The sequence below is a fragment of the Halocatena salina genome (assembly GCF_023115355.1).
In the GTDB taxonomy this organism is placed as follows: domain Archaea; phylum Halobacteriota; class Halobacteria; order Halobacteriales; family Haloarculaceae; genus Halocatena; species Halocatena salina.
Genome location: NZ_CP096019.1, coordinates 2,309,410 through 2,323,513, shown reverse-complemented (window position 1 = coordinate 2,323,513; position 14,104 = coordinate 2,309,410). Strand labels below are relative to the sequence as shown.

Genomic DNA, 14,104 nt, shown 5'->3' with positions numbered 1-14,104 from the left:
CACGAGTACGATCCGAGAGCGGACGAGCGCCCGGCCTAACACGTTGTGGTGTTTATCCGTGCTCATCGAGACGGACGGTGTGGCGGACGAGTCGGTCCAATGCCCGGCGCAGCCGTTCGGAAACCGAGGGTGCGGAGACGTCGAGCTGTTCGCCGATCTCCGCGAGCGAACAGGTTCGGGGAACCGCGAAATAACCCGCCTCGTGCGCAGCGATCAACGTCTCGCGCTGTTTCTGCGTGAGTCCGTACTCGTCGTCGGTGTCCGGTGTTGCTTCGAAGACTCGGTCGAGACGGAATGAAATATCGTGTTCCGTACACGATTCGTAAAACTGGGCGAGCGCTTGCCGGTCGGAAAATCGTGTTCGGGCCTGCCAGCCGCTTGGCGTAATCCTCGCGTCGACCGGAGCAGTATCCAACCGAATGAACTCCGTATAGATGGGTGGCGTTCGTTCGGCTAGCTCCACGCGGTAAAGACGACGCTGCTCGGTCGTTCCGAGCACGCTGTGGGTAGTTCGCTCGGAAGCTTCGAGTGCCGTTTCGAGCGATTCGAACGTCTCGCTCTCGGCCCATAAAACGAGGACCGGACGATTGCGTTCAGAAACGAGAATGTCATCGACCCGGAGAACGACGCTTGGAGCAGCCGCTGCGACGTCTGTCAGCGGCAATCGATCCGAACTCAACTCGAACTCGACGATGAGAACCATATGAGTGGGCGAAACGGATCAGTGCTCATACATACCCCTCCTACAACATGGTAGACGACGAACACGAGCGTCTTATGGCTTCGATCCGACCACGGTGGGGATGGGATTCGAACCCATGAGGCCGTGAGGCCACCTGTTTTCAAGACAGGCGCGTTAGTCCACTCCGCCACCCCACCACGATTGCTTCACTCCCTCCTACCGCCGCCGGTGATTAAATACTAACGGTCGTCGGACCGCTGTAGGTCGGTCCCGTCGGTGGACAGCCCGAAGGCTTCGATCGCTGTTGTCGTGTGTTCTGGAATGATCCGGCCGGCGCGCTGTCGAGCGCGAAGCAGCGCCACGACGTCGAGGAGATCGGAACCGGTTTCGAGGAGCGGGTTCATATCGAGGAAATCCACTTCGTTGCCGGCGTCGATCGCGCGGTCGGTTACCGTCTCAAGGGCGGGAGCGTCGTAGGCGTCGGCGAAGTCGATCGTTTCGGTGAACCCAGCGTAGTACACCCGACCACCGGGCGCAGGACCGAGCACTACCGAGGACCGACGCAGCTTCATCGCGGCGGTGTCGATCAGCTGTCGGAAGAGAAACGGCGCTGTTGGCGTGGTGATGGCGACCGAGTCTGCTTCTTCTCGTTCCAAGAGGTGGGTGGCCGTGTTTCCGGCCCGTCCGGAAAACGTCTGACCGACCTGCCGTTCAAAGCGGACAGACTCCGGTTCTGAGAGGGAACCCGCTATGGCCGCTTTGATCTCATCTTTGGCGTCGTCACCGTCCGCCGCTCCCGATCCGTGGTCGGGAAGAGCGTCTTCCGGGCGGTAGTTGACGAGTAGGTCGCCGCCGCTGGCTTCGACAGCAACGCAAACGTCTTTCAGCATCGCCGTGTAGAGCGTTGTCGCCTCACTCGCAGAAAGCGGTGACGTTGCCGGCAGCTCCGGCAACACGAGATCGTCTCGGGGAGGATCACACAGAACAGCAATCGTGGTCATCTTATAGAGATACTGCGTGTGACGAGACCTTTATACTCCCGGCTTCGAACGCCAATACATGAACTGGACACGATTGCTCGGAGCGGTCGTCGTACTCGTGATTGGGATCACCACGATCGGATCGCTGCTCACGCTCGGCGAGACCGGACTCCAAACCGGACAGTACACCGGACCGACGACGCTCACAACGATACTCGTTGCCGCGATCGTTCTCGGATTGATCGGGTTGGGCGTGCGGTCGAGTCGGTTCCTCTCGAACCCCTACTGGTGAGCTGCCCTACTCGTTTTCCTTCTTGTTTTCGGGACTCTGAGGGTGATATGCGGTGTCGTATTCGCCCGGTTGGTCGTCGAGTCGATCCGGATTGAGGCGACCACCCAACAGCAGGAAATCAACCAGCGTGAGATTCACCATCGCCTCGACGACGGGCACCCCTCGGGGTGGGAGGACGGGATCGTGGCGGCCGATCACCTGAATCTCCTTTTGTTCGCCGGTTTCCCAGTCGACGGTGGTCTGGGGCTTGGGAATCGATGTCGGAGCGTGCAAGGTCACTTCGCCGTAGATGGGTTGACCGGTCGTGATTCCGCCTTGGATGCCTCCATGGTCGTTGCCGACCGGAACGGGATCGCCTGCTTCGTCGGTGGTCCAGTCCTCGTTGCGTTCGCTGCCGGTCCGTTCGCGCGCCGACCGTCCCAATCCGAACTCGAAGCCCGTGGCAGCGGGGACCGCCATCAGCGCTCGCCCCAGCCGCGCCGGTACCGAATCGAACCGGGGCGCGCCCAATCCCCGCGGAACGCCGCGGGTCTCGAAGTAGATCGAGCCACCGATGGAGTCACCTGCCTCTTGGTACTCCTCGATGCGCTCGCGCATCCGTTCGGCAGTTTCGGGATGGGCACACCGCACCGGATTCTCTTCTGTGTGTTCGAGCAGTTGCTCGAACGACACGTCTGGCGCTCGGATCTCACCGATCTGGTTGACGTGGGCTTTCACCTCGATTCCCTCACGTTCGAGGATCTTCCCGGCGATCGCGCCAGCAGCGACCCAGTTAACGGTTTCCCGGGCTGACGAGCGCCCGCCACCCCCCCAGTTGCGCGTGCCGAACTTCGCCGAATAGGTGAAATCCCCGTGACTGGGCCGCGGTGCAGTGACGAACGGCTCGTACTTTCCGGATCTGGAATCTTTGTTCTGGATCGTCATCCCGATCGGTGTTCCCGTCGTGTAGCCGTCCTGGAGACCGCTGTGAATCTCGACAGCGTCCGGTTCATCGCGGCTCGTGGTGATCATCGACTGGCCGGGCTTTCGCCGATCGAGTTCGCGTTGTACGTCTTCTGCCGAGAGGGCAAGCCCTGCCGGACAGCCCGACACTGTCACACCCATCGCCGGCCCGTGGCTTTCGCCGTGGGTCGTCACCCGAAAAAGCCGACCGAACTCGTTTCCGTTCATTGTCCGGATATTGGACCCCCGCCATTTATGCGTTGCATCTGTGGCAAGCGGTGTTCGTATCGACCGGCACAGCTCGGTACGCGATCGCTCACAACACGCCGGCAACGAACCCACAGCCCATGAGGATCAACACGGCCGCCGACATCGTCGGGAGATACTCGGCGTATCGTTCGATCCGCTCCTCGTACCGCTCGAACCCCCCGATCAACAGCAGCGTCAGCGTGAGAAGCGCGACGATCACGGCCACCGCGTACACCATCATCAGTTCGAGACAGTACGTAGAACCCGTACACAGAGCGATGATCTGGAACTCCTCTTCGTGAGCGAACCCGAGCACGAACGCCGCGCTCGTGATCCCCCACAGCCCTCTCGGATCCTCACCCGACAAGCCACCTGTGTCGTGTTGGTGATCGTGGTCGGTGTCACCCGCGTGGTCGTGACTATGATCGTGCGTGTGACCAGCCCGGTACTCGTGAACGCCGAGCAGGATGAGAAGCACGCCGGCGACGTACTGCAGCCAACCGAACTGGGAGACACCACTGTACGTCTTCAACAAGAAGAAAAGTCCGACGACGGCGATAGAACTGACGAGGTGGCCGACACCGATGAGAAGACCCGCAACGAGACCGGAGAGCCAACGGTTGGAACGATCAAGCGCGTACACTGCGGCGATGGGCCAGCCATGACCGGGCTCAGCTCCATGAATAAATCCTAACACCATAGTGCTCACAACTATCGACAGTGACCCCCCGAGCATGAATCACGATCACAGTGTTACCCATAATAATGTTGTTATGATGGTGATGATGATCTCGTAATAACGGGGCTTCCTTTGCCTAGACCTCCAATGATCGTTTATGCGCACGAGCCTGAACATTCCGGAAGAGGATCTCGCAGCATTCGATGCGGTGTGGCGATCGGAGGGGTACGACTCCCGCTCGCGGGCGGTTCGGGAGGCCATACGAGAGTACACCGAAAGCCACGAGCGCTTGGAAGCGACGACGGGCACCGTCGTTGCGCTACTCGCGTTCGATTACGAACACCAGCGCGTCATCGAGCCGCTTCACACCGTTCAGCACGAGTTTCAAGACGTTATCAGCGCGACGAGCCATGCTCATCAGGGCGAGTGGTGTCTGGAGGCGGTGTTCTGTCGGGGAGAGGCCCGGCGGGTCCGTGAACTCGTTTACGCCCTCAGGGATTTCGACGCGGTGGGCCGTGTCAAACTGATGGTGCTCGTGGCCCCAGCGGACAAATCGTAGTTGGGACTGTTGTGACACAGCGAACGGTGATCGACGGTTTGGGTGCTGTAATACGGTATGAACTAGCATATCGGGACGTGGCAAAAACCGCCAACACTCATTACCCCCCCAGACTGAGAGTACGGCATGAGTTTCGCTGAGATGGATGTCGACACGATCTGGATGGACGGGGAGTTCGTCGATTGGAACGACGCCCAGATCCACGTCCTGACCCATGGATTACACTACGGAAGCGGTGTGTTCGAGGGCATCCGATGTTATGACACCGAGAACGGTCCTGCAATCTTCCGGTGGGACGAACACCTCGATCGATTGTACGCGTCCGCAAAACCGTACGATCTCGACATCGACTACAGCCGCAAGGAACTGACGACCGCGACGACGGAACTCATCCGCCGCCAAGGATTGGAATCGTGTTACGTGCGACCGATCGCCTTCTATGGGTATGACAGCCTCGGCGTGAGTCCAGCTGGCTGTCCGACCCAAGTCGCAATCGCCTGTTGGCCGTGGGGGACGTATCTCGGTGAGGAGGCTCTCGAAGAGGGCGTGGACGTGATGATCTCCTCGTGGCGAAAGCACGCCTCCAGCCAGATCCCGACGAACGCCAAAACGACCGGCCTGTACGTGAACAGCATGCTCGCTGGTGAGGAGGCCCGACGCAACGGCTACGTCGAAGCGATCGTCCTCAACAAGGAGGGCAACGTCGCGGAAGGACCGGGCGAGAACGTCTTTCTCGTTCGGGACGGTGAGATCTACACGCCGGGGCTGGCCGAAAGCATTCTCGATGGGATCACCCGACAGACGGTTATCACGCTCGCACGCGAGCGCGGGTACACGGTCCACCACAACGCGGCGATCAGCCGGGGCGAGCTGTACACCGCTGATGAGCTGTTTTTCACCGGGAGCGCCGCGGAGGTCACACCGATCCGGACGGTCGACGACACACAGATCGGTACGGGAACGCGTGGACCGGTCACCGAGGATCTCCAGTCGGCGTTTTTCGATCTGGTCGAACGCCGTGTGGACGACCACGACGAGTGGTTCCACTACGTGAACGAGTGAACGCCGATCTCAGCCGTCGTGGTGAGCTTCGTATTCCGTCTGACTGATCGAAAACCGGTGGTGATCGGCAGGTTCGTCGTACCGGCTGGCGTGGTTGCGCAACAGCCCTTCGTACCGGCCGCCATGTCGGTTGACGTATTTCTCGACGGCTCGGTAGGAGTTCTCGTTATCACTGTGCAGTGGGATCGCCACCACGCCGAGATCTAGCCGGTCAAAGGCGAGTTCGAGGAGGGCGTCGGCGCGCTCGCCGGAGTAGCCACGTCCCCAGAATCGTTTCCGGAGCCAGATCGCCGGCAGTCCGAGATCCTGCTCCCACCGGCACAACAGGCCCGCACTCCCCGCGATCTGACCTGCTCCATCCTCGCCGTCTTTCGGACGAATTACGTACTCTGCACGGGTCCCTTCGTTCCATTCTTCTTCCATGGAAGCGAGGTAGTCGTGGGTGTCTTTCACCGTCTCATGGGGATTCCACGGCAGATACCGCGTGATCTCCTCGATCCCCGGCTCGTGGTGTGAACAGCACTCGTAATACTCGATCACGTCGACAGCGTGGGAAAGCCGGTCGAGGCGGAGCCGCTCGGTCTCGATCGTTTCGGGGAACAGCATCTGTCGGTCGTTTTGATTTCGGTTCACGAGAACGGTGTGGTGTTGTGAAGAGTGTGGCTAAGCGGTCCTATTCTCAGTACGGTTGCCGATCCACGGTCAACGTCTCGTGGCTGCTTCAGTCGATGAGCGTACCGTAACGGAAATGGCACGCTCACGGTAGTCAAAAGTGATGCATTTCAAATTCATCACTGCACTTCTGTTGCGTACGATAGAGATCCATTGTTCCCTATCCGAGATCGGCGTCGATCTCTCCGACGATCCCCGACCCACCCTCCTCACGCAGCTCATAGCCGACTACCACAACGGATTGATCCGAGGCGGTTCCTAGGCCGATCCGACCATTACCCCGTTATGACATAAACTTCCAAATATAAGGTATGAAGATTTCTATATAGACAATCATGATTATCAGGAGGAAAGAGTCCGATGCGGTAATCGGTTAACAGCGATTATATCGTACAGAAGGGGTCTCAGAGGGGATCGCCGGGCGTCTCGAGACGGGTAAGATCCTCAATCGCGTCGAAATCGTCGTCGAACGAGTAGAGATATTCGATCTCTTCACGCTCCATGTACGCCGTGATCGTCGCGTCCCCGAACGCAAGGCTATCGTAGGTCTCGAACAGTTCGACGGCCCGGGTAAAATCCTTCTGTGCCGCGTGGACGATCTCGAATCCAGCGGACTCATGGAGCCGTTCGTACGTCTCGACGGCCGTCTCGTGGTGCTGGCGGGCGTGTATCCAGTTCAAGGTTTCGAGAACGACATAGTTCGTCACCCGCCCGGTCGGGAGGTCGCCGTGGTCAATCCCGCGGGTGATCTCCCGTGCAACGTCGTGGCGGTGGTCGTCGGAATCGGCCATTCCGATGAGAACGCCGGTATCCACGGCTGCAACTACCATCACGCATCCTCCGAAAACGCCGTCTCCTCGTAACCAGCGAGATCGTGGGTCTCACCACCGCCGCCACCCATCGGAACCGGCTCGAAGTCGTCGAACGCACCGTACCGCTGCTTGACGACTGCGACCTTCAGGGATCCCTCCTCATCGATGTCCCAACGAAGCTTATCGCCGGGCTCGATGTCGAGCCGTTGACAGAATGACGCCGGGATCGTAACCATCCTACGATCGCTGACCGTCGTTTCTTCGGTTGACATACTCGACAGTACAAGCTTACTCGTAATACATAGTGCACGAACGGTCGAGTAAACAGTTCAATCGACAGCTACACGACCCGCAGATCCGTCGGATACTCCGTCAGATTCTCATACCCGTCGTCGGTCACGACGAGGAGATCCTCGATTCGGACACCGCCCGTTCCTTGCTCGTACAGTCCCGGCTCGACCGTGACGACGTGCCCGGCTTCGAGTTCCTCACCTTGCTGTGCGAGATGGGGCGCTTCGTGCACGTCAAGTCCGACGCCGTGGCCGGTGCTGTGGTTGAAGCCGTCCGTAGTGGACCTATCGGTTCGAAGCGTCGGATAGCCCTCTGCTTCGAACACGTCACACACGGCGTCGTCAACCGCCTCTCCAGAGACACCCGCTTGCAGGGTGGCAAGCGCCGCCTCGTACGCCTCGTGAGCGAGTTCGTACCACTCCTCGATGCGATCGCTGGGTTCGCCCTTCACGAACGTCCGCGTCATATCCGCGAAGTATCTCGTCCGTTTGTGTCGAGGGAAGATGTCGATGATGATCGGCGCGTTCGCTTCCAGCGGTCCGGACCCCGAATCGTGGCCCCGAGCCGCCGCTGCTCCGGATGCGACGATGCAGTCGCTCATCCCACACTCCTGCTCCAGTAGTGCGATTTCGATCCGTTCGCGCACCGCCTCGCTCGTGAGCACCTCGTTGTCGAGGTGTAACACGCCGTCTTCGACCGCTGCGCGCTCAAGAAGATCCTCGGCGACGGCCATCGCCTCCTCGTTGGCTCGTTGTGTCTCCTCGATGTGTGCTATCTCGCGTTCGCTTTTGACTGCACGGACCGCCGTAAGGACGTACTCCTCGTCCCATACGACGTCAATGCCCTGATCGCGCAGCACGTCGGCGGTGCTGGTTGGAAACGAGGCGGGAACAGTAACCGACTCGATGCCGGCGTCCGCGAGAAAGTCTGCCGTCACGAGCTTTCTGGCGTTTCGCGGATCCATCTTCTCGGCTTTTTCCCAGTAGTCGAATTCAGAAAGCTGTCTGACCGCGTCGGTGTCGCTGTCTGCCTTCGCTCGCGTGTATTCGAGTCCCGAAACGAGCAGCGAAACGTCGCCGTCGGCGTACAGCGTAACGAAGTCGTCCGGTGCGTGGTATCCCGACAGGTAGTACTGATTGCTGTCGTCGCCGTCAGCCTCGATCAGATATCCATCGGTGTTCGTCTGCTCGAGATGGGACGACAATCGCGGATAGGTTGGCGGCATAGCCCGTATATGTTGTGTGGTCGATATTAACGCGTTCGTTCGAGAACTACCCGTCGTCCGTCATACCGCTTCCATTCATCTCCCACGAGGCGACCGCGCTCACGTGGCGCGCGATCATTCACCGGGGTCGACGATCAGTAGTATTGACAGTTTTCTTTCCTGTTCGATAGCTTTTTACTCACGCATTACGATGAGAAGCACGAACGCCGCTTGGCACGCGAAAAGTGTCCGGGTGCAGACACACCCGAACGGCGGTGTTCGAAGGCCGCATTACGCGGAAGGTGAACACCAATGGATCCTAACGACACCGACATAGAGAAAAGTATCGGTTGTGACCAGAACGACGAGCCACCGGCTCGGGAGACGTGCATCAAGCCGTGGTGTGAGGCGGCAGTGAACACCCGGATCAGCAAAGAGGAGGATGGCAGCGTCGAGATCAAACGCTGTGCCAAAGAGCATTTCGTCCGAAAACGCTTGCTCGACGTTGATGGACGGCGTATCGGACGTTCCGGTCGATCCTTGGGCCGTAGGCCTCTCACCCTCGGTTCTACCCGGACGAACGAACCACGCTCATCTCCGCCGGTCTCTACTAGCGGCCCGGGAGACGATCGCGGCTTCCGCCTTCCGGAGCGTGACCGACACCGTGCTTTCCGCACAGCCGAGTTCTGTGGCCAGCTCGGCGAGTGACGCCTCCCGTGGCACCTCGAAGTAGCCCAGATCAAGCGCCGTCCGGAGCACCTCGAACTGACGGTCAGTCAGTGCGCCCGTGGCTCGCGCGTTCGGCCGGTCGTACTCGCCGATCTCCTTGATCGTGACATCGATCTGGCCCGGGATACTGTTCACGAGCGCCCTGAGTGCGTCCCCTTCGCCGATGATAGTCATCTCCATCGCGGCTTCATGATCGTAGACGATCGGCGGCACGACGACGAGTTCGAGGCGAGCGAACGCACGCCGGAGTACCACCTCTTCTTTGCGGGTCTCCTGACAAGCGAACACGTACACCGATTTGCCGTCGATCCGAGTGATACGGTGCCACCGGGTCGAGTCCACCCGCTCGATCGCCGCCACATATCGGTCGACATCGGTCACCTCCGCGTAGAACAGTTCGTACTCTAGGGACGCGTTCGGTTGAACGTTCCACGTCACCACCTCCTCGTACTGAACGACGGTATTCTCACGGATGAACTGCTGCATCGGATGGAGCATCCAATCGGGTTGGTAAAGTCGTAAATCACAGTATTTCACTCTCGAACCAGTTCAATAAACGTGCTGATGGAACTACATTCATTCGATCGGATGAACTCCCTAGCCAGTTCGGCCGAACGCGTTTCTCCCGACGGATCAAAGCGCGAGCATGGGGCCCTCCACAGCCGAAGGACCTGAAGATGAACAGAGCGACGAACTACCTCCCCAACTGGACGGTCTGCCAGTGATCGGCAGCACGCTCGATCTCGCTCGTGATCCGATCGGCTTTTTCGATCACGTGGCCGAGCACGGCGACGTCGTCCGGTATGAAATCGGCGGATCGGATTTCACGATAGTGCTCCATCCCGAGTACGTCGAACAGTTGCTGGTCACGGAGTCGGAATCGGTTCGGAAACTCCGACTCGGTGAGGTCAACGGTGCCAGCAACGAGTTCGCCCCCGAGGGCGTGCTGTTCACCGAGGGCGAGCAGTGGCGCAACCAGCGGATCATGCTCCAAAACGTGTTCACACCAGATCGGATCGAGCGCTACGGCACCACCATGACCGACGTGGCCGCCTGCCATGCCGAATCGTGGGACGATGACGAGGAGCTGGCGATCAACCGCCAGTTTTCGGAGCTGACGCTTGTGATCCTCGCAAAAACGCTGTTCGATCTCACTATCGAGGATCGGGGATCGGGGATCACTGAAGTCGCCAGCGCGCTCAACGAACAGGCAGACTCGAGTTCCCTTTCGACGTACCTCCCCGCATGGATTCCGACCCCGGCACAACGCCGCTACGACCGGGCTATGTCAGAATTCGAAACGACCATTGACGCGGTGATCGAGGAGCGTCGATCGGAGGACGCACGACCGTTATCGGACAGGGACGACCTGCTTTCGTTGTTGCTCACGACGGAAACCCCGAACGGCTACCGTCATTCAGAGAGGGAGCTACGGGACCAGTTGCTGACATTCCTGTTCGCTGGCCATGAAGCCACGTCGCTGGCGCTGACGTACACGGTGCTGTTGGTGACCCAGCATCCAGCGGTAAAAAAGCGACTCCGCGAGGAATGGGACGACGTGCTGGGTGACAGCGATCCGATACCCAGCGACGTTCCAAATCTCACCTACACCGACCACGTTGTACGCGAATCGCTCCGGCTGTACCCTCCCGCGTTCGCCGTCTTCCGCACGGCGACCGAGGACATTGGCCTCGGTAACTACGTGATCCCGGACGGAACGAACATCACGATCCCGCAGTTCCGCCTTCACCGGAATCCACGATTCTACGACGATCCGGAGGCGTTTGATCCCGACCGGTGGACGGATCCACCCGAACGGCCGGAGTACGCCTACTTCCCCTTCGGTGGTGGACCACGCCACTGCATCGGGATGAGGTTTGCGATGATGGAGCTGAAGCTGGTCCTTCCAACGGTGCTTCGTCGCGTGGAGTTCGAGCTGCTGAGCGATTCCGATCCGGAACTCGCACCACAGGCAACGCTGCAACCCGCCGAAGACGTTCGTACCCGCGTCCGAACGATATCGTCACTCCGCTGACTCGGACAGCTCCGCGCGCACTTGCCGAGCCACGTCGCTCACGTCGATCCCGTTTCGGTGAGCGTACAGCACGGCGGCGGCGTCCGTACTGATCCCCAGAGACGCCTGTAGCCCGTTGATCGCGGCGACGGAGTCCTGTTTGGATTCATCGACAGTTTCGAGCGAGTCGAGAATCCGCTCGAACGTCGTTCGTTCGCGGAGGATCGACTCGTCGGGCGAGAATCCATCGGGGATCGTGATCGACTCCGGCGAGAATTCTGCCACTAACTCGCCCTCGTCTCGCCGGAGGAGTCCCTCAACGACGGCGACGTCGACGAGTCGCTTGGCTTGATCCGGTGAGAACCAGTCACGGTCGAGTGACAGCGCGACGACGAACTCGCTTTCCTCGAGACGCGATCGACCGGTCGTTCGAAACGGCGCACCCACGGCGACCTTCAAGCTCATCGCTCGTGTGCCCGGCCGCCGGGAGCCTAACGCTGTCGATCGTCTCTTCGGGTCGGACCGAGGGTTTCAAGTGTGTCTCCGGGCTGGATAGCGGTATGAAAGACCAGGGACGCTCCCCGAAGAAGCGAACCGGTGGCCGTCGACGAACCGTCCGCAAGAAACGCCTCCACCAGCTCGGTCGGTCACCAACCGAAACTCGCGTCGGTGACCAGACGCTCAAGACGATCGACGCGCGCGGAGGAGAGACGAAAGTTCGTGCTATCTCGACGGACACCGCAAACGTCGCGACCGACGACGGAACCATGAGTGCTATGATCGAAACCGTCGTAGAAAACAGCGCCAATCCCAACTACGTCCGCCGAAACATCATCACGAAAGGGGCGATCCTCGAAACTGACGCCGGACGAGCGCGCGTTACCTCTCGGCCCGGACAAACTGGACAGGTCAACGCCGTTCTACTGGACGAGTAATCCGCAATAGTTGTGCTACGGCTTCGGTGCCGCGTTTTGTAGCGCCGTTTCGGCAATGTTCCCTCCGTAGTCGGCACTGCGGGAGAGCGAATCGACGATCAAGCCGAGCAGTTGGGCGGGCTGGGGATCGAGATCACGGATGATGACGTCTGCTTGGCGGGCCAGTGAATCGATCTCCTGAACGTGTTTGCGGGCCTCGTTGCCCAACTCCGTCGCTGCAGTCGCATCTTCTTCTAACAGCGCTTCCATCGCCATTTCGATGGCGCTAGACGCTTCCGATCGAAGATCGAGCATTCCGGTGGCGGCATCCTCGGGAATGTCGTCTAATTCGAGCGTGAGCTCTGCGATCTTGGTCGCGTGATCACCGACACGTTCGAGCTGTCGGGCGCTCGAATGGTAGTCGAAACACGTTTCGCGGGGCAACCCAACCTCAGTTGCGGCGTTGGGATTCCGGAGCACCGACCGAAACACCCGCGACACCATATACCAGAGCCGATCGACGTCGTCGTCGCGTTCGATGACGTCAGTCGCTAGATCGTCGTCGTTTTCGACCAGTGCCGTCACCGCATCCGACAACATACTCAGAGAAACTAACCGCATCCGCGTGATCGCGTTCGTGACCGACAGCTCCGAAGAGTCGAGCAGATCCTGTAAGGAGACCTTCTCGCTCGTCTCACCGATCACTTCCAGTCCGACCAGCCGCTGGGCAGCCTGTCTGATCGCCCGCCGTTGTGCGGCCGTGATACGCGCGGAGGTGAGTGTGATGATATCGAATCCACTCACGTACATCGTCACGACCGTCCGCATCAACTCCGTTTCTTCGAGATCCGTGATGTCGAGTTGGCCCTCGGTTCGCTCTTGGTCCCCCTGAGGCGTCAACAACAACGAGTCGTCCTCCGGGTAGAACTCCACCACGCTCCCCGCCTCGATCTCGTTGTCCGTAGCCCACGATTTCGGAAGTGAAACCGTGTACGTCGACCCGCCAGTGACCTGAACCTTTCGCGTCTCCATACAGACAGTGATGGGCGAATAACAATAAATCATACCATTCCTATATACTTGATCCCATGAAACGGTATCTTACCACATCACCCCCGATGTATCTGGATTGACACCACTATTTTCGGATCAAAAGCAATATCCAATGGTCCACGTTCATTCCAATCACGGGGGATAGCCGTGGTAAACGAAGTAACACCGATAGCTATGTAATACACACAGTGCTATATATGTATAATATATCTATATCGATCTTGTGAGGTAAGCTGCATCCCGGGAGTATATGTTTCCCGATGAAGTGAACCCACTAATGGCACGCCAGGGCTATCAAGAGCAACTCGATCAGCTTCAGGAAGACGTGTTGTACATGAGTGAGGTCGTCACGGAGGCGCTCCGTCAGGGGTTAGATGCGCTCGAACAGAAAGACGAGGACCTCGCATGGCAGGTCATCGATGGTGACGACGAGATCAACGAAATGTACCTCGAACTCGAAGGGAGTTGTATCGATCTGTTCGCGCTTCAACAGCCGGTTGCCGGTGATCTCCGATTTATCGCGTCCTCGTTCAAGATCATCACTGATCTCGAACGTATCGCGGATCTGGCGACCAATCTCGGGGAGTATGCCCTTGAGGCAAAAAGCGACATGTATCCCGAGGTCGATATTCAGGCCATCGGTGATTTCACGCTTGAGATGGTCGAACAAGCCATGACGGCCTATGCCGTCACGGACACCGAAGCGTGTTACGACATCGCCGACCGCGATGACGAACTCGATGCGCTGTGTGAGCGCGCGAGCAGCATCGTCGTCCGAGACCTCATCGAAACGGAGTTCGACGGGCAGAATCGAGAGGAGGACGTCGAAGAGCTCATGCAGGCTGTCTCGCGCCTCCTTCTTACCATTCGTGATCTCGAACGGGTCGGCGACCACGCGGTCAACATCGCCGCGCGTACCCTCTATATGGCCGAGAACAGCGACGAATTGATTTATTGATGAATACTGGTG

At 59.2% G+C, this 14,104-nt stretch carries 18 protein-coding genes and 1 tRNA gene; 7 read left to right on the top strand and 12 right to left on the bottom strand.

Annotated elements, in window-relative coordinates:
• Positions 1 to 52: 52 nt before the first annotated feature.
• From MW046_RS11930 to MW046_RS11920, 3 genes are all read right to left on the bottom strand, one after another.
• A complete protein-coding gene (locus MW046_RS11930; RefSeq protein ID WP_247993328.1) occupies positions 53 to 703 on the bottom strand; it encodes a helix-turn-helix domain-containing protein in 651 nt (216 codons plus the stop codon).
• 92 nt (positions 704 to 795) lie between these two features.
• Positions 796 to 879 (bottom strand) — tRNA-Ser (locus tag MW046_RS11925).
• Positions 880 to 921: 42 nt separating this feature from the next.
• Positions 922 to 1,683: a hypothetical protein gene (locus tag MW046_RS11920; RefSeq protein ID WP_247993327.1), complete on the bottom strand. Its 762-nt coding sequence runs from the start codon at positions 1,681 to 1,683 to the stop codon at positions 922 to 924.
• Positions 1,684 to 1,741: 58 nt separating this feature from the next.
• On the opposite strand from MW046_RS11920, the gene MW046_RS11915 reads away from it, so the two are divergent.
• Entirely contained in the window at positions 1,742 to 1,954 is a 213-nt protein-coding gene (locus MW046_RS11915) for a hypothetical protein (protein WP_247993326.1), read from the top strand.
• A 6-nt stretch (positions 1,955 to 1,960) separates the two neighbouring features.
• Here the strand turns inward: MW046_RS11915 and aroC are convergent, their stop codons facing one another.
• Both aroC and MW046_RS11905 read right to left on the bottom strand, forming a co-directional pair.
• A complete protein-coding gene (gene aroC, locus MW046_RS11910; protein WP_247993325.1) occupies positions 1,961 to 3,124 on the bottom strand; it encodes a chorismate synthase in 1,164 nt (387 codons plus the stop codon).
• 88 nt (positions 3,125 to 3,212) lie between these two features.
• Positions 3,213 to 3,881 carry a sulfite exporter TauE/SafE family protein gene (locus MW046_RS11905; protein WP_247993324.1) on the bottom strand — a complete coding sequence of 223 codons (669 nt, stop codon included), beginning with the start codon at positions 3,879 to 3,881 and terminating at the stop codon, positions 3,213 to 3,215.
• 100 nt (positions 3,882 to 3,981) lie between these two features.
• Here MW046_RS11905 and MW046_RS11900 point away from each other — a divergent pair, with 100 nt between their 5' ends.
• Together MW046_RS11900 and MW046_RS11895 are read left to right on the top strand one after the other, a co-directional pair.
• Positions 3,982 to 4,383: a CopG family ribbon-helix-helix protein gene (locus tag MW046_RS11900; RefSeq protein WP_247993323.1), complete on the top strand. Its 402-nt coding sequence runs from the start codon at positions 3,982 to 3,984 to the stop codon at positions 4,381 to 4,383.
• A gap of 126 nt (positions 4,384 to 4,509) precedes the next feature.
• A complete protein-coding gene (locus MW046_RS11895) occupies positions 4,510 to 5,445 on the top strand; it encodes a branched-chain amino acid transaminase (protein WP_247993322.1) in 936 nt (311 codons plus the stop codon).
• A 9-nt stretch (positions 5,446 to 5,454) separates the two neighbouring features.
• On the opposite strand, the gene MW046_RS11890 is transcribed toward MW046_RS11895, so the two are convergent.
• Positions 5,455 to 6,051 carry a GNAT family N-acetyltransferase gene (locus tag MW046_RS11890; protein WP_368411408.1) on the bottom strand — a complete coding sequence of 199 codons (597 nt, stop codon included), beginning with the start codon at positions 6,049 to 6,051 and terminating at the stop codon, positions 5,455 to 5,457.
• A 169-nt stretch (positions 6,052 to 6,220) separates the two neighbouring features.
• Here MW046_RS11890 and MW046_RS11885 point away from each other — a divergent pair, with 169 nt between their 5' ends.
• On the top strand, positions 6,221 to 6,379 hold the full coding sequence (locus MW046_RS11885) for a hypothetical protein (RefSeq protein ID WP_247993321.1): 159 nt from the start codon (positions 6,221 to 6,223) through the stop codon (positions 6,377 to 6,379).
• Positions 6,380 to 6,521: 142 nt separating this feature from the next.
• Here the strand turns inward: MW046_RS11885 and MW046_RS11880 are convergent, their stop codons facing one another.
• The 4 genes from MW046_RS11880 to MW046_RS11865 form a co-directional block, all read right to left on the bottom strand.
• Complete coding sequence (locus tag MW046_RS11880; protein WP_247993320.1) at positions 6,522 to 6,947, bottom strand: type II toxin-antitoxin system VapC family toxin; 426 nt, start codon at positions 6,945 to 6,947, stop codon at positions 6,522 to 6,524.
• Positions 6,947 to 7,201 carry an AbrB/MazE/SpoVT family DNA-binding domain-containing protein gene (locus MW046_RS11875; RefSeq protein ID WP_247993319.1) on the bottom strand — a complete coding sequence of 85 codons (255 nt, stop codon included), beginning with the start codon at positions 7,199 to 7,201 and terminating at the stop codon, positions 6,947 to 6,949. The genes MW046_RS11880 and MW046_RS11875 overlap by 1 nt, the downstream gene beginning before the upstream one ends.
• A gap of 68 nt (positions 7,202 to 7,269) precedes the next feature.
• Complete coding sequence (locus tag MW046_RS11870) at positions 7,270 to 8,445, bottom strand: M24 family metallopeptidase (protein ID WP_247993318.1); 1,176 nt, start codon at positions 8,443 to 8,445, stop codon at positions 7,270 to 7,272.
• 570 nt (positions 8,446 to 9,015) lie between these two features.
• On the bottom strand, positions 9,016 to 9,639 hold the full coding sequence (locus MW046_RS11865) for a helix-turn-helix domain-containing protein (protein ID WP_247993317.1): 624 nt from the start codon (positions 9,637 to 9,639) through the stop codon (positions 9,016 to 9,018).
• A gap of 160 nt (positions 9,640 to 9,799) precedes the next feature.
• Between MW046_RS11865 and MW046_RS11860 the strand changes: the two genes are divergently transcribed.
• A complete protein-coding gene (locus MW046_RS11860) occupies positions 9,800 to 11,188 on the top strand; it encodes a cytochrome P450 (protein WP_247993316.1) in 1,389 nt (462 codons plus the stop codon).
• Here MW046_RS11860 and MW046_RS11855 read toward each other — a convergent pair.
• Positions 11,177 to 11,632 carry a DUF2240 family protein gene (locus tag MW046_RS11855; protein WP_247993315.1) on the bottom strand — a complete coding sequence of 152 codons (456 nt, stop codon included), beginning with the start codon at positions 11,630 to 11,632 and terminating at the stop codon, positions 11,177 to 11,179. The genes MW046_RS11860 and MW046_RS11855 overlap by 12 nt on opposite strands.
• Positions 11,633 to 11,727: 95 nt before the next feature.
• Between MW046_RS11855 and MW046_RS11850 the strand changes: the two genes are divergently transcribed.
• On the top strand, positions 11,728 to 12,102 hold the full coding sequence (locus MW046_RS11850; protein ID WP_247993314.1) for a 30S ribosomal protein S8e: 375 nt from the start codon (positions 11,728 to 11,730) through the stop codon (positions 12,100 to 12,102).
• A gap of 15 nt (positions 12,103 to 12,117) precedes the next feature.
• Here MW046_RS11850 and MW046_RS11845 read toward each other — a convergent pair whose 3' ends face one another.
• Positions 12,118 to 13,113, bottom strand: coding sequence for a phosphate signaling complex PhoU family protein (locus MW046_RS11845; protein WP_247993313.1), 996 nt, complete (start codon positions 13,111 to 13,113; stop codon positions 12,118 to 12,120).
• A gap of 298 nt (positions 13,114 to 13,411) precedes the next feature.
• Between MW046_RS11845 and phoU the strand changes: the two genes are divergently transcribed.
• Entirely contained in the window at positions 13,412 to 14,092 is a 681-nt protein-coding gene (gene phoU / locus MW046_RS11840) for a phosphate signaling complex protein PhoU (protein ID WP_247993312.1), read from the top strand.
• The last annotated feature ends 12 nt before the right edge of the window (positions 14,093 to 14,104 follow it).